The organism is Acinetobacter sp. Root1280, from assembly GCF_001425285.1.
GTDB classification, from domain to species: Bacteria; Pseudomonadota; Gammaproteobacteria; order Pseudomonadales; family Moraxellaceae; genus Acinetobacter; species Acinetobacter guillouiae.
In genome coordinates, this window is sequence record NZ_LMED01000001.1 from 512,492 (window position 1) to 533,355 (window position 20,864).

Below are 20,864 nucleotides of genomic sequence, written 5' to 3' on the forward strand. Positions count from 1 at the left end.
ATGGCTTTAATCATATTTATGAATAATAATCAAAAACTTATAATTCATTTTAATTTTTAATGCTTTGCCAATAGACTTCTTTCATCAGTCCTTTTTAAAACGATAAATCAAGATAAAATCCCCTTCATTCTAGCCTTATTCCAAAGTAAGAAGGAACTTTCAATACCAATATATTTCACTCAACATGATCTTTTTTGCTTTATAAAACAGATCTAATCATCAGATTAATTAAATTCATTCAATACTTTGTCTACAAACCATTTAGGGAAATACTCTACAACAGGATTTAGTTTTAGCACTTCAGCCTTTTCGATCTCTGCAATAAAAGCTGCTTTTTCACCGTGACTTGAATTATCAAAAATATATGCACGATCTGAAGCTTCAATTGCCAGCATCAATAAATCTAAACTGCGATAATAGCGCTCACAGATTTTCTGCACAGGTACAGCATGACCACCTGTAGCGACCCGATATTGCACGCGTCCAATATTAATTTTGGGGTCAACAGTTGCCACATAGTACAGATACGTTTTAAAGCCTTGTTTCTGTGCTTCACGTAGAAACTCAACTTTGCTGATATGCGACATAACAGTTTCAAAAGTGAAACTTATTTTTAACCTTAAAAATTCCATCCGAATAAAATCGATAATGCGTGCGCAAAGATAGGAGTCGATTTCATCTCGGTCAAATACAATGAGTCCATCAACAATTTGTGGTTTTAACGATAATAGCGGAACAACTTGCTCATTCTTTTTACGCTTTTTTTGTTTTAAAAATTTGAGTAGCGCTACGTTTGATAAATCATGATGATAATCATCTAAGCACAAACTTTGAGTCGCAGATAATTGTTTCTCAAGCTCATCTGCATTTAAATATGCCCCAATCTGATGGGGCGCTAAATAGTCTTTAATTGTGCTTTTACCTGATCCATTTGGACCAGCAAACATTCTTATTCTCGGCTGTCGCATATAAAGTTATGCCATCACCTCTTGTTTCTTTTTACGTTTTAACACACTGTGTTTAAGCTTGGGAACCACATAGGCAGAAGATAAATCTTCAACAACTTTGATCACACCATTGTGTTGTTGTACCAGCTGTTGATCTTTTACATAAGTGATTGTAGCGTTTGACTGACTTGCATGATTAAATGCCGCACTAAACGCATTTATAGCAAGCACTGGAATTGTTGCTTCCTCACGTAATGTCGTCTTCATTGCTGTAAATGTCGTCATGTCAAATATCCTCAGCTTGATTTTTAGCTGTAGTTACATCTTAACATATCACTTATTTTTGTCTATTTATTCAACTGTAAGCAGAGGAAATCTATTTCTGTAGAAAGTTAAAACAGAATGTGAAGATATATTCACAAAATTGATTTAGAAATTCATCAAAAAACATATGCTAAAAGCCATACGACAAGCCCTGACACAGTTATACTGTGCTAAATAATGGATGGAATCTACCGATGTCTAGTGATCTTGAAATTGATGTAATGCGTGAATCAGCTGCATCAGTCGTGACTATTTTAAAATCTTTAGCCAATACAGATCGCTTACTCATTTTATGCCATCTTGCTCAAGAAGAGTTAAATGTTTCGCAAATAGAAGAAAAAACTCAGATTAATCAACCGACGCTTTCTCAACAATTGATGATGTTACGTAAAAGTGATGTTGTTTCAACACGTCGTGATGGGAAGCAAATTTATTATTCTATTAAAGATCAAAAACTGACGGTGGTATTAACAACCTTATATGATTTGTATTGCCCGCAGGTTTAATACACATCTTAGCATCTAGATAAATTTAAAATAAAAACAAACAATTCATTATATAAGTTAGCTGTCGCTATTTTTCTTAGCATTTTTTCTGCATAATATATATGAAAATATGCTAATGAAGTTCCAATGGCTGCTCCTAAAGTTCAACTCAGTAAAATACTCCCTGCATGGCAATGGCTGCAAGACTATAATGTCCCTAAATTTAGGGCTGATCTACTTGCTGCTTTAATCGTCATTGCAATGCTTGTACCACAAGGTATGGCTTATGCCATGGTTGCTGGGTTACCTCCAGTGACAGGCTTATATGCCAGTATTTTACCCATGATCATCTATGCCATTGTTGGTGGTAGTCCAACGCTTTCTATTGGTCCTGTTGCACTGATTTCCATGATGACCTTTGCTACACTTGAGCCTCTCTATGAGGTGGGTTCACCTGTATATATTCAAGCAGCATGTTTATTGGCACTTCTCGTCGGCATACTTTCAAGTTTACTGGGAATTTTTAGATTTGGATTTTTAATCCGTTTAATCAGCCATCCTGTGATTAAGAGTTTTATCATCGCATCCGCAGTATTGATTGCACTCAGCCAAGTTAAATTTATGCTCGATGTACCCTTAAAATCTGGCAATATTATCGAGTTTATTCAAAGCCTATGGCTATACATTAGCTTTACCAGTATTGAAACTTTAATTTTTGGTATCTGTGCCATTCTGTTTTTGATTTACATTCCGGTTTTTTTAAAATCTAAGTTTTGCCAATCTTTTGCACATTCTCTTCAATTCTGGGTGAAAGCACTGCCCTTGGTTCTTGTGTTTATTTCGATTGGGTTAATACATTTCCTGCATATAGACCAATTTGGTATCAAAACCGTGGGGGAGATTCCTTCGGGATTTCCACCAATTGCCATGCCCTACTGGCGTTGGGATTTGGTGATCCAGCTTTTACCCGGTGCAGCCATGATTACCATGGTGAGTTTTGTCGAATCTATTTCTATTGCACAGACCACAGCGTTTCAGCAACGTAGTGAGCTTAATAGTAATCAAGAGCTGATTGCACTGGGTTTAGCCAACTTTAGCGCAGGTGTCACGTCAGCATTTCCTGTGACTGGCAGTTTATCACGTACAGTGGTTAATGCAGATGCAGGCGCAAAAACGCCTATGGCTGGTGTTTTATCTTCAATTTTTATCGTGATTGTGAGTTTATATTTTACTGGTTTATTTAAAGAGCTTCCTTTGGCGATTCTCGCTGTCACCATTATGGTCTCAATTTGGAAATTGGTTGATTTTAAACCCTTCATTGAAACATGGCGTTATTCCAAAGCCGATGGGATTGCCATGTGGGTCACATTCTTTGGGGTGTTGTGTATCGATATTTCAACAGGTTTGATTATTGGTATTGTTTCTACATTTTTATTGCTGTTATGGCGTATTAGCCGCCCCCATATTGCCGTCATTGGCTTAGTTGAAGGCACGCAACATTTCCGCAATATTTCAAGACATGATGTTTTGACCAGTACCAATATTGTGTCTATTCGTATAGATGAAAATCTAAGTTTTTTAAATGCCAATACTTTAAAAGAATTTATCATTTTAGAAGTCAGCAAACATCCAGAGCTACATCATGTGGTGATCAATTGCTCAAGTATTAGTAATATAGATGCAAGTGCTTTAGAAACTTTGGAAGAAATCAACAGTGATTTAAATAAATTAAAAATTCAAATGCATCTCACGGAAGTCAAAGGTCCAGTCATGGATCGTTTAAAACAGTCCAATTTAATTCGGCAGCTCAGTGGAAATATTTATTTAACGCATTACCAAGCAATGCATCAATTGGATGCTCAAACTTTTAGTTAAATAATCGTTTAAATTATCAACATTTTTTATTATGATTGCTGAAAAAGCTATATATTTTTTAATATCTTAATTTTTATGGCGAAATTGTATTATTTAAGTTTTCGCTTTTAGGTATAGAATACGCGGCTTGTTCATCGATTTTAGACCAGTTTAGGCATAAAGGTTCAACATGTTTGCTGTCCTAGCACGTTTAAGTTTAGTTACTCGTATTCTTATTGCCATTATTCTTGGTTTTATAGTTGCGTATCTATTCCCCAATTCAGCCCAATATTTCATTATTTTAGGCGAGCTTTTTATTAAAGCATTAAAATCCATTGCACCAATTCTTGTATTTGTCTTGGTTCTCTCATCTATTGCTAACTTTAAAGTTGGTGAAGGCGCGAGCAACTTAAAACCAATTCTTGGATTATATGCAATTGGAATGTTACTGGCTGCTATTAGTGCAATTACGATAAGCACAATGTTTCCAAGTACTTTGGTTTTTGCACATGCAAGCGAAGTGACTTTACAGCCACCAGGTAGCGTAGCAGAAGTATTAAAAAATCTACTCCTTAGTTTTATTACCAATCCAATAACAGCCTTACATGAAGCGAATTTCATTGGCATTTTAGCTTGGGCTGTAGGCTTAGGTGCAGCACTTCGTCACGGTTCAGAAACCACTCAACAAGTGATTACAGATGTTGCGGATGCAATTAATGCCATCATTCGTGTAGTGATTGCATTTGCTCCTGTAGGGATTTTTGGCTTAGTTGTTGCTACATTTGCACAAGCAGGTTTAGAAACCTTAAAAAACTACGCGCACTTAATTGCTGTACTTATTGGTACCATGCTTTTTGTAGCCCTCGTCATCAATCCATTGATTGTTGGTTTTGTGATGCGTAAAAACCCATATCCTTTGGTTTTAAAATGCTTAAGAGAAAGTGGAATCACTGCATTCTTTACCCGTAGTTCTGCGGCAAATATTCCAGTAAACCTTGACTTGGCAAAACGCTTAGGGGTAAATGACACCACTGCTAACGTTGCAATCCCATTAGGTGCAACAATTAATATGGCAGGTGCAGCGGTAACAATTACCGTGCTCACCCTTGCTGCTGTGCATACACTTGGTATTCAAGTTGATATCGTCACTATGGTGATCTTATCTGTGGTTTCTGTGGTAACAGCTTGTGGTGCGTCTGGTGTTGCTGGTGGTTCTTTGTTGTTAATTCCTGTGGCTTGTGGTTTATTTGGTATTCCTTCAGAAATCTCAATGCAAGTGATTGCAATTGGTATGGTGATTAGTGTGCTTCAAGATTCAACAGAAACAGCATTGAATTCCTCGACTGATGTCTTATTTACAGCAGCAGTTGATCTTTCTAAAAAGTAATATACAAGGTATATGAATAAAAAGAAGGAATTATGCCTCTACAGTATTTGCCCGTTTGGATTCAACTAGGTGCATTTATGCTTGCAGTCAATGCAGGCATAATTAATGTGCTTGGTTTGATTACCGTCCTTCATCAATCCATCTCTCATATGACGGGCAATGCCAGTTTATTTGCGCAAGCATTAATTCATCAACAATATGATCATGTACTTTACCTTTTCTTGGTCATGCTCAGCTATGTGATTGGATCAAGTTATAGTGGCTTTATTTTAGGCAATAGCAATTTTAAACTTGGTCGTAGATATGGTGTTCCACTCAGCCTTGTGAGTGTGTTTATTTTGCTTTGCTGGTTATTTATTCCTTATTATCCAAAATATGCTTTACTCTGGGCAAGTACCGCAATGGGAATGCAAAATGCCATGGTCAGCCACTATAAAGGCACAATTATCCGCACTACACATCTTTCAGGGGTTTTAACCGATCTTGGTTTGGCTTTAGGCTATCTTTTTCGGGGACTCGGTATTGAAAAGCGCCGTGTCACATTGCATTTTTTGATTCTTTGCGGATTTATTCTGGGTGGGCTGATTGCCAGTATCGTGTATCCTTATTTACAATTAAATTCATTCCTTATCCCTGCTGGATTAAGTTTAATACTCAGCTTAACGTATTGGTTTATTTATTTTCGGCATGGTTCGAAACACATTTAATGGTTGGTTATTGTTATGGTCAAAAACGCATTGCAAGCACAGTTACTCAAAGCTGGCTTAGTGGATAATAAAAAAGCAAAGAAATTGTCAAAGCAGGCACAGCATGAGCAACGTACAGGTCAGAGTAATGAAGCTGAGCTTAAAGCTAAAATTGAACAAGACAAACAAGAGAAAATCAGTAAAGACCAAGCGCTGAATCAAGAGAAACAACGCATTTTAGATCAAAAAGCCTTAAAAGCTTCAATTATACAAATGATTGGTCAACATAAAATCAAAGATACAGATGGCGATGCGGTCTATCAGTTTATTGATGGTTCGGTTAAGAAAATCTATATCAATCAGCAAGTTTATAATGCCCTAGTTTCAGGCAGTTTGGTAATCGCACATGACAATAATGATGCCTATGCAATTTTACCTAAAGCTTTGGGTGAACGTATCAATGAAAAAATGACTGGATTTATTATTGTCAATAATTCTGAGAAGAATGAACAAGTGACAGATGAAGAAGATCCTTATGCTGCTTATGTTATTCCAGATGACTTGATGTGGTAATCCTCTGTTCTATTTTTCAGTTTATATTTTTAGAAATTTCATCAGCCTAATGCTTCACTCATTAGGCTTTTTTTTGATTTAAATAAAAAAAATTCAGTATTAAATTTATTTTTCATCCATGCACTTTTCCTCAAAATTTCTACATAATTGTGCGCTAATCTTACGTGAAATTACATAAATGGAACGATGCAACATGCACCGTACAAAACTTTACTGGGGTACATTGAGTACTTTAAGCCTTGCTATATTCGCCATCACCTCTGCAAGCCTTGCAAATGATGAAACGACAGCTACAAATAAAACTACTGAAGCGACTCAACTTAAACAAAATGAATCACCAAAACAATTAAAAACCTTAGTTTTTGCAGCGGAACAAACGCCTGCTAAATATCCTGATATCAGTGCGGTCGCTAAAACCATTGTGACACGTGAAGAAATGCTGCAATTCGGCGATCAATCGGTCAATGATGCTTTAAGACGTGCAGCAGGTTTTCAAATGCCAACACCTGGACAAGGACCACGTGGATCAAGCGGTTCTGGCAGCATGCGTTTTCGTGGTGGTGGCGCACCAGTATTTTTGATTAATGGCGAAGCCGTACAAGGTGGACCACGTGGTGGAATGTCTATTGTTGACTCAATTACGCCTGAAATGATTGAACGAATTGAAATCACCAAACAGCCTAGTGTAGCTCAAGCCTCAGTTGCCTCATCCGCAGTGATCAATATCATTTTAAAAGAACCCTTAGACGATGCTCGAATCAGTGGCAATGTTAAATTAGGATATGGCATCACCCAATCGGATCAAAAAGAAGAACAGCGTAAAAATATCAGTGTACAAGCAGATGGGCGTGATGGTGCATGGATTTACAGTGTTTCAGCCAATCAAATGTGGAATGACAGCAAATCAAGCACAGAAATCGAAAATATAAATGGTACACGCCAACAAATACGCAGTACCAATCGTACAAATACCATGTTTGCACCACGTGTTGAATATCAAATTGATGATCAACAAAAACTGGTTTCAGAAATTTTTTATCGTAAGAATGAACGTGATGGCTCTAGCAGTAATCAAGTTCAAAATGATCAGAATGACAGTATTCGTTTAAACACCCGATATGAGCGTAAAGATAAAGGTGACTCAGACAAAGTCCGCTTGTCTATTGAAAAACAAAATGAAACTGAATCCACTCGTTCCAATCAATATAGTTCTTATATTGATGAAACTGTGAATGAATACGGCTTAGCGTATGATGGGGTACGCAAGTTTGATGAAAGCAAACAAGTAAAATTTGGACTTGATGCGCGTGCCAATGAATTAGCAAGCAATATTGCTGATACATTAGATGAGCAACGTTATGCACTTTATTTAGAAAGCAGTTGGAAGTTTACAAAACACCAAACCCTTACCTTGGGTGCACGTCAGGAATGGTTAGAGCGTTCAGGTTTGGTTGAATATAGTGATCAAAACCTAAGCCCTGTACTTGCACATCGTTTTGACTTTAGCGATCAATGGTCTTTGCAAACCAATATTAGTCGCGCCTTTAAAAGTCCAAATAGTAACAATCTCATGCCAACTGTTTCCGTTTCAACAGATGCTGATGCAGGCTCTATCAATAACCCAGACCGTGGCGGTAATCCCAATCTTCGACCTGAAAAAATCACCGCACTGGAAACGACCTTGGGTTATAACACTACAGCAGGTGGCGTAAATATTACGGCTTTTCATCGAGATATTGATGACTATATCGAAAAAGTGATTCGTCAAGAAGGCACACGCTTTGTTGAACGTCCGTATAACCAAGACCAAGCAACAACCTATGGTGTAGAAATTTCAGGTCGCTATGCTTTAAAACAAACCGAAAATGGTCATTCATTTATGTTGAATGGACAATTATCGACAATACGCGCCAAAATCGAAGACTCAGACCACAATACACGTTTAGCCAGCGATGTTGCCCCTTATACAGCAAGTACAGGCGTTTCATACAATTACCAGCCTTGGCAATTGGCAAGCAGTATTAATCTAAGCTACACGCCAGAATTTACCCGCGCTTTAGACAATCTCCCCTATGATCGTACAAGCAACAAACGTGTAAATGTTGATATTAGTGCGACAAAACGCTTCCCTAAAGGCTGGGCAACGACACTGAGTGCTCGTAATATTTTGAGTACAGATTATAAAGAGCGCTTAAATAATCAAAGTGATGGTGCTTTATATGAAGCTCGGGTCAATGATGCTATTCCAAGTTTCTTGTTCAGTGTAGAGAAAAAATTCTAATCTTGATTAGTATAGATGTATATAAATCAAAATCTTATCAATTATTTACTGATAAATAATGAGTAGATAAACGTAAATAAGTGATCAATTTAAAAACCGAAGTTTAAAAACTTCGGTTTTTTCTTAATCTGATTAAATATAAAAACCACAAATGATAAAACAGAGTAAACAGACGGTTTCTGCGATTTCTATACTGGCACCAATGGTGTCACCCGTAATCCCATCGATTCGTTGAATAAACTTATAGCGTAGATAAATTAAGGTCAAAATAAAAATCGTCGCGGTCACTAAACCCACCCAGACAAAATAACCTGCGCCTAATAAACTGATACCAAAAATGATCATTGCCCAAGTTTTAGGAATATATTGGGCAATAGACCAGCCTAAGCCCTTTTCACGGACATATTCAGTGGTCAGAAATAAAAATAATGGTGTTAAACGCCCTAAAATAGGAAATAGAATCAAAGCAGTATAGTGTTGTTCCTGTAATAACACATACAGTGCAGACCATTTAATCAAACAGATAACAATTAAACTCAGCACACCAAACGGTCCACATGCTGGGTCTTTCATAATTCTTAAGGTATTTTCTTTATCACCAAAGCCACCGACCCAAGCATCCGCAGTATCCGCTAAACCATCTAAATGTAAGCCACCCGTGAGCAAAATCCAGATGACCAGAATAATGGTACTGAGTAAAACTACAGGCAAAACATGTAGAAAACTGGCAACGGCAAACAGAACCAAACCAATCAAAAGTCCAATCACTGGATAAAATAGCAGTGACTGACCATTTTGTTTTGGCGAAGGCATATTTTTTAAATAAACAGGGAAAATCGTTAAAAATTGCAATGCAATAAAAAATGGAGTCATCTATTGTCCCCCAATAACTCTAACTGCATGGTTTCACTGTCCAAAATAAATCTGTTTAATTGCCCAAGTTCTGCTGACATTTTTAAAATGTCATCAAGAGATTGTTGTAGCGCCATACATTTTAAAAGTTTGATCACACCACCATGCGTTACAATCAAAGCTGTTTGGCTTTGTGTAACCAGCATCTGCTCTTTGATCGCTTGTAATGCTTGCTTAATTCGATACTGAAAATCTAAATATCTTTCAGCATTTGGCGGGGTAAAGTGTGTCGGAGATTGCCAAAAATTTTCTAATAACTCAGGCGTTTTTGCATAGATCTGCTGTGTTGAAATACCTTCCCAATCACCAAAATGAATTTCTTGTAGTCTGTGATCTTGCATTAGTGGTATTTGAACTTGTTCAGAAAGTCTCTGTGCAAATGAGAAACAGCGCTTTAAAGGCGAGCTAAACATAAAATCCCATTGTGTTTGCACAGAGGATTGATCATAGGAAATGGTCTGGTGCATTTGTTGCCAGCCCAATTCTGTCAATTCATCATCAGTCGAACCACGCAAAGTATGATTCAGCGTAGTTTCCCCGTGACGTAATAGATCAATCCTCAATTTCATGCATATGCTCTTTTTGAATTATGAATAAATTTAAACTTTCTCGCCAATTACCGCAGCTTCTGCAAAAGTGGCCATATTGTTATGTAAACTACATGCCAACTTAATCACACCCAAGGCAGCACCCGCACCACTACCTTCTCCCAAACGTAAATTAAGCTTTAATAATGGATCAGCATTCAATTCTTGTAATAGGCGTTGATGCCCATATTCAGCAGACTGATGACCGAACAACATCCATTGTCGAACTTCAGGATTGAGTCGTACTGCGACTAATGCCGCCACAGAACTAATAAAGCCATCGACAATTACAGGCATCCCGAGTTGAGCACAGCGAATATAAGCTCCTGTCATTGCAGCAATTTCTAAGCCACCTACGGCACACAAAACTTTAAATGCATCATTTTCAACATAATTTTTATGTAACTCAAGTGAATGCTGAATGATATTTTTTTTATGAATCAACTGATCAGCACGAATCCCCGTGCCTACACCTGTCAGTTGCTCAGCAGGTTCATTTAATAAGAAACATGCAATCGCTGAAGCTGAACAGGTATTTCCAATCCCCATTTCTCCAGCGATGTAAATTGAAGCACCCTGTGCAATGGCTTTTTCTACACTTTCGCGACCTAGCGCCATGGCTTGCTGACATTGTTGCTCAGTCATTGCCACTTGTTGAGCGAAATTAGCAGTCCCTTGAGCAATACTATGACGCTCAACCCCTTGATATTGGTAAGCCTCACCCACTGTGCCACAATCAATGACTTGTAAGGTCGCGACATATTCTTTAGCAATCACACTGATACAAGCCCCACCCGTTGCAAAGTTTTGCAACATTTGGCGCGTTACAGCTTGCGGATATGCTGAAATATTTTCAGCCATTACCCCATGATCACCTGCAAAAATTGCAATCCAAGGTTTATCTACATTGGGTTTTGAGTTACTTTGCAAAGCAGCCAATTGCACGGCGACATTTTCCAAAACAGACAGTGAGCCTGTTGGCTTGGTCAATTGTAATTGACGTTCTTCAGCCTGTTGTTTTGTTTCTGCGTTTGGCACTTTACATGCTTCTAACCACCAATTCATTGTTGCTCTCCATCTCGTATTTTAAAAATTCATTGTTAATCGTTAAAATGCTCAAGTTTATATGATAAAAATCACAATATTTATCCTTTTAATAACATCGGAAAACCAGCGACACAAAACACTACTTTATCAGCAATTTGACCTAATAGTTGATGTAAACGTCCTGATTCATCAACAAATTTTCGGGTTATTTCACCCATTGGTATAACACCTAGTCCTGTTTCATTGCTGACTAAAACAATTTTAGACTTTAATGTAGGTAGAATTTTCAGCAATTTTTCACATTCGATGCACTGCAGATTTGAGTTCTCATGCATCAATAAATTACTTATCCATAAGGTTAAGCAATCCACCAAAATCACCTGCTTTTCTTGATCTATTTGTTTTAAACAATCGGCTAGGTAAAGTGGTTCTTCAATCAGCCGCCATCCATCAGGTCGTTGTGTCTGATGGTGTGAAATACGTTGTCGCATTTCATCATCCCACGCTTGGGCGGTAGCAATATAAATGACCTCTAGATTTGAGTCTTTTGCGATTTGTTCAGCTAATTTACTTTTGCCTGAACGCGCGCCACCTAGGATTAATTGCAACATAAATTTGACTCCCAAGATCCATCTGTTTTTTTCGGATTGAGTATAAGCTGATGTAACGCGGTTAAAGGCCCCTGTAAGACTTGTGCCTGATATATACCAAAATTAAGCTGCTCAATACTAATTTCAAAACTTTTTTGATCAATCTTTTCAATAGCTTTAAATATTTGTTGGGCTTTAAATTCTGCTGAATACAAACCCAAGGTGATATGCGGGCAATAATCTAAAGCAGCAATTTCTTGGCTTGAGTGGGATAATAACTGTCGAATATTGCTTAGGCTATTTTCATGATCTTGAATTTCTATAAATAAAGCACTGCTAAAACTATTTATTTTTCCAGTTGTTAATTTAAAACTATTTAACTGGTTTTGGATCAAAATTTTAAGCTGTTGCTGAAATTTACTATAGATAAAATCATCATCAAATTGCTTTTTATCTTCTGTTAGAAAGCCACAAATATACAATGTGATATGAAATTGGCGTGTGTTGGGTTGCAATAAATAGTTCGAGAATTTTTCTGTTAAATCATTTAAATAAGCTAATAATTCAGGATGATGAATTTCGATGTACCATAAGGCGTAGTATTTTCTCCCTTTGTGCCACTCGGGATAATCATGTGTCTCAGTTGGAGTTGTTAAACTTTGAGAATCTAAAAACACATCAAATTCACATTAATTTTAATGCTTCTATTAAAGCACGTAATCATCATGTTTAAATCTTGAATTGACTGAGTGTTGTTCAATTGAAAATGAATTTTATTCAGTCAGATTTTATGATTGCCTGATAAAAATCCAACATAGATTCAAAGTAGTAATCTGTTCTCGCCAGCATGGTCTGATTTGGCACTTTAATATCCTCAATCAAAATCGTTACTCCCCCAGCCAAATCTGCTGAAGTAATCCCATTTTCTGAATCTTCAATCATCAAGCTGTGTTGCGGATTTAGATTTAATAAGGTGCAGGCTTTGTTAAAAATTTCTGGATGTGGTTTGCCTTGTATCACCTCATCGCCACACACCAACAAGGTAAAATAATGATCAATTTTTGCAAGTTTTAAATATTTTTCAGCAATTTTTCGGGTACTAGATGTAGCGACAGCCAATAAGATATTTTGAGATTGCAAATAAGCTAATATTTCTAAAATTCCAGCTTTTAATGGTACGCCTTGCGACAAAATCCTCTCAAGTTCAATTTGTTCAGCACGTTGCCGAATTTGTTGGTAAGGGATATCTTGACCATAGAATTTTTGTGCTAAGTGTTCTGAGTTTAACGCATTGAGCCCTAAACATTGCATCAAATAATCTAAACCAAATTCAACACCGATGACTTCCAAAGACGCTTGTTTTAACACATCAAACCTAAGCCGTTCAGTGTCCAGCATCGTACCGTCCATATCAAAAATAGCAGCTTGAATCGTATGTTGCTGGAATTTCACAGTGTTCCTTTTATTAGCCGATTAAAAGAGAGAAACCAGCTCCCCCTCAAATTTTATAGCAATCTATTGAATACTATAACATTGTTTCAACTTTAAATAATCATAATAATAGCTGTTTGCTTTATAGCGGGCATAATCACAATCTTTTTTAAAAGCAATCTCTTTTTCGTTATAGAGCATTTTTAACAAAGTTTGCCCTTGCGAATTTTGATAAATATCCCATTGTAAGTTTGCTGCCATCGGTGAGATATCTTCACCACGCCATGCACTATTTGAATAATTAAATGTCTGCGTCAAGGGCACAGATTGCATCATCCCCTTTAACTCTAAGCTGGTGGCTAAAGGGATAATGATTTCAGCATGAGCAAACCTTAATACAGCAGCATTCTTTTGTGTGTTGCTCATAACATCATCAACTTGTTTAAATAAATCCTGCTTGAGTGACTTGGCAATATCTGTTGTCACAGCTTTGCCTGTATCAAAGCTTGGACCCTTACTATAGAAATCATTGGCATCGTTATATTGCGCATAGAACTTAGCCGCTTCGGTTGGCATATATTTTTTAAAGTTTGTCGCACCAAGCTCGTCTTGCATTCCGCCAGTAATTGAATACAACTCGTACAGATAAGCAGCAGCATCTACTGCGCTGGCAATGGTATTTTTCCCCTTTCCTTTTTCAGTAATCTGTTCACCTTTAGGACTTGTTACAGTGAATGATCCTGAATTACTAAAGCTATAGCCTGTTTGACCAATTTTTTGAATAAACGCTGTTTTAAAAATTGGGCTTAATACTTCTGTTGCGATTTTTTTCGCATTAGAATCTTCACTCAACGTTTTTATTTTTTGTTTTAAGTCTGGATCATTCTCTTCAAAGTCTTGATATTTTAAGCTAGCCGCATAGACTGTTTTATCTAAATCCGTTTTAACATTGGTCAAATCGTCTTGCGCATTTAAACTATGAAAATACAGATGAAAGCGATTTACCCCACCATCGACAATACTTGGTACGGCGTTACTATTTAAACTTTGATAGCTTGCTGGTGTAATTGCAGTCTTTAAACTTGGTTGCTGTTTCAACAATTCATTGGTAAAAAATTTAGCACTGTCCACCGCTCGATCCACACCCGAGCTAACGATCTGTACAGATTTACCTTGTTGACTGGCTTGATTAAACAATTGTGGTAAACGTTGTAATAAGCGATCTGCAATACCCTGATGCTCTTTAATACCTACAGAAGTTTCGTTGCCATAGCCATATTGGCGTATACCTTCCACCCCATAACCCAATAAAATATTGGCTTTCATCATGGCTTCTAAATCAGCACCCAATTGTTCACCCAATGGCGTTAAAGCATTTTCCTGTTTTGCTTTTAACCACATATTGTATAAAGCTAAATCATATTTAATACTTGATAAACCTCGCGAACCATGTCGCGCGACTAACTCTGTAAAAACTGGGCGATAACCTGTAGGCATTGCTTCATAGCTGCTTAATTTCTGTTGCGGTTGATACGGTTGTTTGGTCTGTAAATATAGCGATGCATCAGCTTTAGGTGGCGCTACAACAGCTGAATTATCATCATGATCATTATTGCAGGCTGTTAAAAATAGTCCTGAAGCAAAACAAATGATTAGCGAATGTTTAATTTTAAATGGTTTCATCATTGAAATGTCATATTTGGTTTAATGCAGGCAAACTAATCAAAGAACATGACACTGGTATGACCATCCTCTATTGATTCCATTTAAAAACAACAAAATAAAAAGACAGCATTAAGAAAATACTAACCAGTAAATAATATGGGAAGATAATGTTAAGTTGGTACAGCCCTGTGCTCATTAATGGCGCAACAATCAAACTGAGCGCTTGTGCCATGGTACATAAAGCAGCAATTTTAGTTTGCAAATTTATCGAAACTGATTGTGATGCGCCTGTTGTAAATGCAGGCATTAAACATGCCACAGCGATACCATAAAAAACATAAGCCAACTGAAAAATCACGATCTGCTGCGTATAGATTGACAAGATCAGCCCAACCAGCATTGTGCTTAATCCAACCATTAAAAGCTGTGTTAAAGACCATTTTAGCCATTTAGAAATCGCAATTTGCATCAAAACCGATACAATCCCCACAATCAACAAGCATTGGGAAAAATAGAGGGCGCTTTGCTGAATGTTGAATTGAAATTTATCTTGAATATAAAAACCTGCAGTTAAATTCAGGGTAATAATCGCGATATACAAACTAAATCCAAGGATCAACCAAATCATTGATTTTTTTAGATCATCCTCACTCAGACATACCAATTTCGAATGATTAGAATTTTGCTGTGAAATCTCTTTTTGTAAAAGTGCGTCTTGAACATGCTCTTCTACAGCTAACTGATGGATTAAATCCCTATGATTTGGATCATGACTTGTTGTTTGTTGCTGCTGAGCATTTTCCACTTTGTGTTGATATAAACCTACAATCAGCATACTCATGACAGCCAAAAGCAATACGGCGAGCCACAAAGGAATCAATATTCCCCAAATAATAAGTAATGTGGTTAAAAATGGTCCTAAAATTAATCCTCCACTGTTTAAGGCACCAAAGGTTGCCATCTTCTGACTACGTATCGTTTCATCTAAATATCGCGTCATCACATAACTTTGTAATGCGATTTGCGGCATTGCCATAAAAAAGCCAATACTGCTTCGTGTAAGCAATAATAAAGCGAAAAGTAGCCCAATTGGCATGCTATACATTAGCCCATAACTTATTACCCCTGAAAATAGTCCCCAAGTTATGCTCATTCCAATAAAACCGATACTCAATAAATAATAATGATTTTGAAATTTGGTTTTTTTAGAAATCCACATTGCAGTCAGACTCATTAGCAATGCGCTGGCAGAGACCATCAAACCAGCTTGAAGCTCTGAGATTTTTAATAGACGAATAAGAGGTGCAAGTAAAGGTAAAATCATGGATAAGCTGATCCCGTTGAGCAGCGTTGCCATCATCCAAATATAATTATTTTTATCCATTTTAATCTCTTAGAATATCAGTCTTGGCCTGATCACGAAAATTTATTGAATCTTATTAAGCGCTACTCCTTATATCTCATCTAGATATTGCTAAATAAAAAAGCCTCTTTCATCATGTAAAAGAGACTTATCATTGATTAATACTTCAGTGTATAAGTTAAACCATAGGTACGACCTTGCGCAGCCAAACTTGAAATAGCACCATAGGTTGGCGCAACTGCTTGGCTAAATACTGATTTATAATCTGTATTCCATACATTATAAACGCCAAAGCCTAACCTGCCTGGACCTGCTTTTGCACTGGTGATCACATCCATAATCGCAAACCCCTTAATCTCTGCGGGTTTTCGGCTACTGCGGTCATTTAATGGATTGACATAGTCTTTAGCGGCTTTATCTGTACCTCCAATCGCTAAAGTCTGTACGCGTAAATTGATATCATCTGCAAATTGCCATTCTGAAAATAGTGTGCCTTTCAGTGGGGCAACCCGTACAGCATCTAACTCTTGCCAATCACCTAAAATATTTTTAAATTGACCTCGTGTATAAGCAATGGTTCCTCCCATATTCCACATATCTGAAATTGTATATTTTACATTGGCTTCCAAACCATAAATGCGTTCATCGGTATCAATCACTTCAATATTAAAATTTGGGGCAGCATTAAACCTCACAGATTTATCAGAATCATTATAAAAAGCAGTCAGCCCTAGATTGAGTCCATTTTGCTCTTGTAAACGCCAGCCGAGTTCATAGTTATTCACTTTAACCGGATCAATATTATTACTGGTCACAACAAAACTTGCTGGAACATCACGCAGCATCCGTTGTACGTCTGGAATACTAAAGCCTTGAGAAAAATTAGCAAAAACTTGTTGCGTATCGCTTAAGTGATAAACTCCACCCAAATTAAATAAAGTTGCATTATGTTTTACTTCACCACCTTTTAAACTCTTCGCCGTATAGCTAGGAATTAAGTCCACGACAATACTTTCAGGGTACGGGGTAGAATCACTGACATCACTATTAATTCGTTCGTGACGCACGCCTGCCTGTATATTTATACGATCCGTAACTGCATAATTCGCTTGAACAAATGCACCAAGTTTTGCAACTTGAACATCTGGTCCCATTGCATAGATTTTTGTCGCTTTATGATTTAAACCATTACTCGCAATAAAGGTATTGGTATCATACATTTGCCCTTCTTGACCATTTTTCTCATTTTCAAAATCTAAACCGTAACTTAGCCCTAAAGCCCGATCTGCAACTTTAAAATCTTTCTGCAAAGCTAAACGTGATCCCCAAATATTAATATCGGTATTGGACTGCATTACAACAGGAATACTTCTAGTAGGAAGAGGTAATTGCGGATGCGGTAAATTTACTGCCGTTGGAAACCATCTTGCCTGCTCTTTACGGTAATAAGCTTCTATGGTTAAACTTTGCCCCAATACATCATTATGGTTATATTGAGTATGTGTTGACCAGCGCTTTGTTCTAGGTTGGTCTTCAAGTTGTAAGCCTTTTAATGCTTTTAAACTGGGTGTAGCCCCTCTAAATAAAACAGCTAAGCCCTGACCATAATCAGGTCCATAATCACTGTCTTGTTCATCATTATAATATTGTGCGCCAACGGTTAAGTGCTGTTGATCTGAAATGTCCCAAGTGAGTTGTCCATTGACATCAAGGGTTTGGGTATCTTGACGATCAGTTTGTGCAACTTCAGGCCCAATACGGTCACCACGACTGTCTTGAATTTCACCACGTTTGGCATAACCAACACCCAAATTACCTTTGATGCGATCTTGATTAAACGAGACATTTTGTGAAGCTTCATAAGCCAGTGCATCGCCTTTAAAATTATTCCCAGGCGTTAGCCCCAGTTTAGTTTCAAAACTTAAAGCTTCGTCACCGCCTTTTTTGGTAATGATATTGATGATACCGCCAGTTGCACCTGAGCCATAAATACTCGTTGCCCCAGACACAACTTCTATTCTGTCAATCATTGACGGTAGAATGCTATTGAGCTGACGCGATCCGTCCCGTGAACCTGTTTGTGGTATCCCATCAATCATATATTGCACCACACGGCCGCGCATGCTCATACCATAGTTAGAGGTTGTACCGGTATTTGGCGTGAGTGAAGGAACCAATAGCCCTAAAATATCTGCTATGTTTTTACCCGCATTGGCTTGTTTTTCAATTTCGCTACGCTCAATGCGATAGACGGTCCCTGCGATGTCTGAAATACTTTTTGCTGAACGTGTTGCAGTGACCACGATAGGCGCTAAGCTTTTTACCTCTGCCCCAGTATTTTCAACTTTTTGAGTCGTAGGCTCTTGTGCATAGATCTGTGTCGCAATAGCCAAACTTAAACACGTCAGTTGTATTTGAATTGATGTTCTTTTCATGATTTATCCCTTACAACACCTCTGATCTTAGAGTTTTTTGTGATTTGGAAATAATGAGTTGTGAGAGAATCAAACTCACTACAGATGCAATAGCTAAAACAATATAAAAATTTCCATAACCTAATGATTTGGCCAGAAAACCTGAGCCAGCCCCGCCAATAAAATAGATCAGCAATTCAAAACACACCAAAATTGTAAAGTCGGTCCCTGCTTGCGCTTTTGAGCTATTCTGCATGAAATATGCATATAAAGAAGTCATTGCGATATAACGAATTGCAAGGAATGCAATCACAAAAACCCCCAGCAAAAGCTGCCACTGATTTAGCCATCCGAACAGAATAGCGATTCCTAAGAGTCCATATATTAGTGTTCTCACCCAGCCAGCCCATAGCAGTAATTGGGTCGCCTTTAGCTTTTTAAGCAGCAATGCAGCAGAAACGGCTGCAAGCAATCCAACACCAGCCCCTACCACAGACATCAGCACACCAATTTGTGAAAGTGACCATTTTTGATCAATCAGCATTGGATTGAGCATTGCCATTGCGGGGGCTTCTACAAAGCGATAACAAACAATTAAAAGTAATGCCCAACGAATTTCAGGACGTTTAAATGCTCGAATTAAACTCGGAGGTTGTTTAATCATGTGTTCTGTGGTTTTTTCTTGTATTTGAAAAACCGCAAACATCGTCAAAGCGGTTAAACTTGCTAAACAGATAAGTGCTGTTTGCCATCCATAATATTGATACAGCCAAAGTGTTACCGCGCCACCGAGCATACTGCCAAGTGCAACACCAATGCTTTGCGCCATGCTACCAAAGCGATAATCTTGTTGTGAAAATGCTTCAACGGTATATCCATCAATGGCAATATCTTGGGTTGCTGCAAAACTGGATATCCATAAACCAATGATGACAAAGACCAGCAGCCCATAAGAAAACTGAGTCAAAGCAAGTGCAATAATCCCTAAAACCAAAGCAATTTGAGTGAACAGTAGCCACGTTTTACGTTTACCTAATCTTTTAATATAAAAACGGTCAATAAGCGGTGCCCAAAAGAATTTGAATGCCCATGGAATATAAAGCAGTGACAATAGCCCAATCCAGCGTAGATCTACCCCTTGGTGCCTTAAAATCGCAGGCAATGCCACATTATAAAAATACAAAGGCAAGGCATGGGCCAGATATAAAACAACCACAACACCTAAGCTAAGTACGGAAATCTGTTGAGTGACAGATTGTTTGGTTAAATTACTTATGCGTTGCATAATAGCCACCTCTGTACAGCCCATTGCAATGCATCAGCGCGATCTAATGTCACATAATAAGGAACTTGCCATGCAACATGTAGCGCAGGTGTATTGAGTCGTTCTTGATCGGCTTGATCTAACGCGATCCGTACTAAACCTACACAGTACTTAAAAAAATTGGCTTTATTTTTTTTATACCAATTGGCTTGAATTTGACGGTATTCTTGTGGAAATGTCGTACCTGCTACACTTCTCACCACCAAAACAAAATTTTGTTGCTGACATAGAAATGTTTCAACTTCAGCCAACCAGAACTGAAACTCAACGATTGAGACATCTTTGGAAAAGATCATCTCTTTGATCTGAATATGTATAGATTGATAACTCATAGGACAAATTCAACTTACTGGGTTTTGTATTTGTTTTTTTGTGCTAAATATTGCTGAGATTGGATTAAATATTCACCAAATTTTTGGTAAAAAGTATCTCTAAAACAATAATATAACACCGCATTTTTCTCAGGCATTGTAAGCGTGCCCTGAGCTTCATAGCACATTTCATCGACAACCGCGGCATATGGTTTAACTGTTGAATCAGGTTCGCCTACGATTTTCAAAGAGGCTGCATGTTCAAAAATATAAAAAATGACTAAACGCGCGACTGCCCGAAGATAACCTTTTCCAAGTACCGATTTTTCACCAAATAGAAAATGCCAACCTAAATCTAGTTCATGAGCAGAATAATAACGACTTAACCGATCTCGCTTACCTTCATAGATTTCTGTATACCCCACATCGTTTCCATCCATACCCACAATGAATAAACGATGATGATCATCAGCCAACTGTTTTTCAAAATAGACCTTAAGTTCAAGTTCAGATTTATTCAGTTGCCATTGTGGAATCACATGCGGTTCATGCATCCATTTATGTAATAAAGCCATATCATCAGGGTATTCCACTTGACGTAAATAAAACTGATTGCCATTCTCATAATATTCATAAAAATCTGGTAATTGCTGTGATAAAGTTTTCATCACTTTCACCTTTAT

General features: G+C 37.6%; 20 protein-coding genes. 6 read left to right on the forward strand and 14 right to left on the reverse strand.

Translation table 11 applies throughout. The features are described from left to right. Nucleotides 1-224 precede the first annotated feature (224 nt). Complete coding sequence (locus ASC84_RS02500; RefSeq protein ID WP_056511384.1) at nt 225-968, reverse strand: hypothetical protein; 744 nt, start codon at nt 966-968, stop codon at nt 225-227. Between the two features lie 6 nt (nt 969-974). After that, the gene (locus ASC84_RS02505; protein ID WP_056511387.1) at nt 975-1,232 is read right to left on the reverse strand and encodes a hypothetical protein; all 258 of its coding nucleotides are present in this window, start codon (nt 1,230-1,232) and stop codon (nt 975-977) included. Between the two features lie 233 nt (nt 1,233-1,465). Here ASC84_RS02505 and ASC84_RS02510 point away from each other — a divergent pair, with 233 nt between their 5' ends. From ASC84_RS02510 to ASC84_RS02535, 6 genes are all read left to right on the forward strand, one after another. Then, nucleotides 1,466-1,777 carry a helix-turn-helix transcriptional regulator gene (locus ASC84_RS02510; RefSeq protein WP_004720219.1) on the forward strand — a complete coding sequence of 104 codons (312 nt, stop codon included), beginning with the start codon at nt 1,466-1,468 and terminating at the stop codon, nt 1,775-1,777. Between the two features lie 126 nt (nt 1,778-1,903). Further along, nucleotides 1,904-3,631, forward strand: coding sequence for a SulP family inorganic anion transporter (locus ASC84_RS02515; protein WP_056511388.1), 1,728 nt, complete (start codon nt 1,904-1,906; stop codon nt 3,629-3,631). A gap of 169 nt (nt 3,632-3,800) precedes the next feature. After that, the gene (gene sstT / locus ASC84_RS02520; protein ID WP_056511392.1) at nt 3,801-4,997 is read left to right on the forward strand and encodes a serine/threonine transporter SstT; all 1,197 of its coding nucleotides are present in this window, start codon (nt 3,801-3,803) and stop codon (nt 4,995-4,997) included. Nucleotides 4,998-5,029: 32 nt separating this feature from the next. Beyond that, nucleotides 5,030-5,704, forward strand: coding sequence for a YoaK family protein (locus ASC84_RS02525; RefSeq protein ID WP_004720212.1), 675 nt, complete (start codon nt 5,030-5,032; stop codon nt 5,702-5,704). A 15-nt stretch (nt 5,705-5,719) separates the two neighbouring features. Then, nucleotides 5,720-6,256 (forward strand): DUF2058 domain-containing protein, encoded by a 537-nt coding sequence (locus ASC84_RS02530; RefSeq protein ID WP_056511394.1) that lies wholly within the window; start codon nt 5,720-5,722, stop codon nt 6,254-6,256. A gap of 193 nt (nt 6,257-6,449) precedes the next feature. After that, nucleotides 6,450-8,537: a TonB-dependent siderophore receptor gene (locus ASC84_RS02535; RefSeq protein ID WP_056511397.1), complete on the forward strand. Its 2,088-nt coding sequence runs from the start codon at nt 6,450-6,452 to the stop codon at nt 8,535-8,537. A 132-nt stretch (nt 8,538-8,669) separates the two neighbouring features. Here the strand turns inward: ASC84_RS02535 and ASC84_RS02540 are convergent, their stop codons facing one another. From ASC84_RS02540 to ASC84_RS02595, 12 genes are all read right to left on the reverse strand, one after another. Continuing rightward, a complete protein-coding gene (locus ASC84_RS02540; RefSeq protein ID WP_034616781.1) occupies nt 8,670-9,410 on the reverse strand; it encodes an adenosylcobinamide-GDP ribazoletransferase in 741 nt (246 codons plus the stop codon). After that, nucleotides 9,407-10,018, reverse strand: coding sequence for a histidine phosphatase family protein (locus ASC84_RS02545; protein WP_056511399.1), 612 nt, complete (start codon nt 10,016-10,018; stop codon nt 9,407-9,409). Before ASC84_RS02545 ends, ASC84_RS02540 begins: the two co-directional genes overlap by 4 nt. 30 nt (nt 10,019-10,048) lie before the next feature. After that, nucleotides 10,049-11,101, reverse strand: coding sequence for a nicotinate-nucleotide--dimethylbenzimidazole phosphoribosyltransferase (cobT, locus tag ASC84_RS02550; protein WP_056511402.1), 1,053 nt, complete (start codon nt 11,099-11,101; stop codon nt 10,049-10,051). Nucleotides 11,102-11,181: 80 nt separating this feature from the next. Continuing rightward, a complete protein-coding gene (cobU, locus tag ASC84_RS02555) occupies nt 11,182-11,694 on the reverse strand; it encodes a bifunctional adenosylcobinamide kinase/adenosylcobinamide-phosphate guanylyltransferase (protein ID WP_056511405.1) in 513 nt (170 codons plus the stop codon). Beyond that, nucleotides 11,682-12,350: a 2'-5' RNA ligase family protein gene (locus ASC84_RS02560; protein ID WP_056511407.1), complete on the reverse strand. Its 669-nt coding sequence runs from the start codon at nt 12,348-12,350 to the stop codon at nt 11,682-11,684. Before ASC84_RS02560 ends, cobU begins: the two co-directional genes overlap by 13 nt. 100 nt (nt 12,351-12,450) lie before the next feature. Continuing rightward, nucleotides 12,451-13,125: an HAD family phosphatase gene (locus ASC84_RS02565; RefSeq protein ID WP_056511410.1), complete on the reverse strand. Its 675-nt coding sequence runs from the start codon at nt 13,123-13,125 to the stop codon at nt 12,451-12,453. Between the two features lie 63 nt (nt 13,126-13,188). Further along, nucleotides 13,189-14,787, reverse strand: coding sequence for a histidine-type phosphatase (locus ASC84_RS02570; RefSeq protein ID WP_171252522.1), 1,599 nt, complete (start codon nt 14,785-14,787; stop codon nt 13,189-13,191). Nucleotides 14,788-14,857: 70 nt separating this feature from the next. Continuing rightward, a complete protein-coding gene (locus ASC84_RS02575; RefSeq protein WP_056511415.1) occupies nt 14,858-16,153 on the reverse strand; it encodes an MFS transporter in 1,296 nt (431 codons plus the stop codon). Between the two features lie 137 nt (nt 16,154-16,290). After that, nucleotides 16,291-18,567, reverse strand: a complete 2,277-nt coding sequence (locus tag ASC84_RS02580) for a TonB-dependent receptor (protein WP_056511416.1) — start codon at nt 18,565-18,567, stop codon at nt 16,291-16,293. A 10-nt stretch (nt 18,568-18,577) separates the two neighbouring features. Continuing rightward, a complete protein-coding gene (locus ASC84_RS02585) occupies nt 18,578-19,831 on the reverse strand; it encodes an MFS transporter (protein ID WP_056511418.1) in 1,254 nt (417 codons plus the stop codon). Further along, nucleotides 19,819-20,202: a hypothetical protein gene (locus ASC84_RS02590; RefSeq protein WP_056511420.1), complete on the reverse strand. Its 384-nt coding sequence runs from the start codon at nt 20,200-20,202 to the stop codon at nt 19,819-19,821. The genes ASC84_RS02585 and ASC84_RS02590 overlap by 13 nt, the downstream gene beginning before the upstream one ends. A 14-nt stretch (nt 20,203-20,216) precedes the next feature. Then, nucleotides 20,217-20,849, reverse strand: a complete 633-nt coding sequence (locus tag ASC84_RS02595; RefSeq protein WP_056511423.1) for a GNAT family N-acetyltransferase — start codon at nt 20,847-20,849, stop codon at nt 20,217-20,219. Nucleotides 20,850-20,864: the final 15 nt, after the last annotated feature.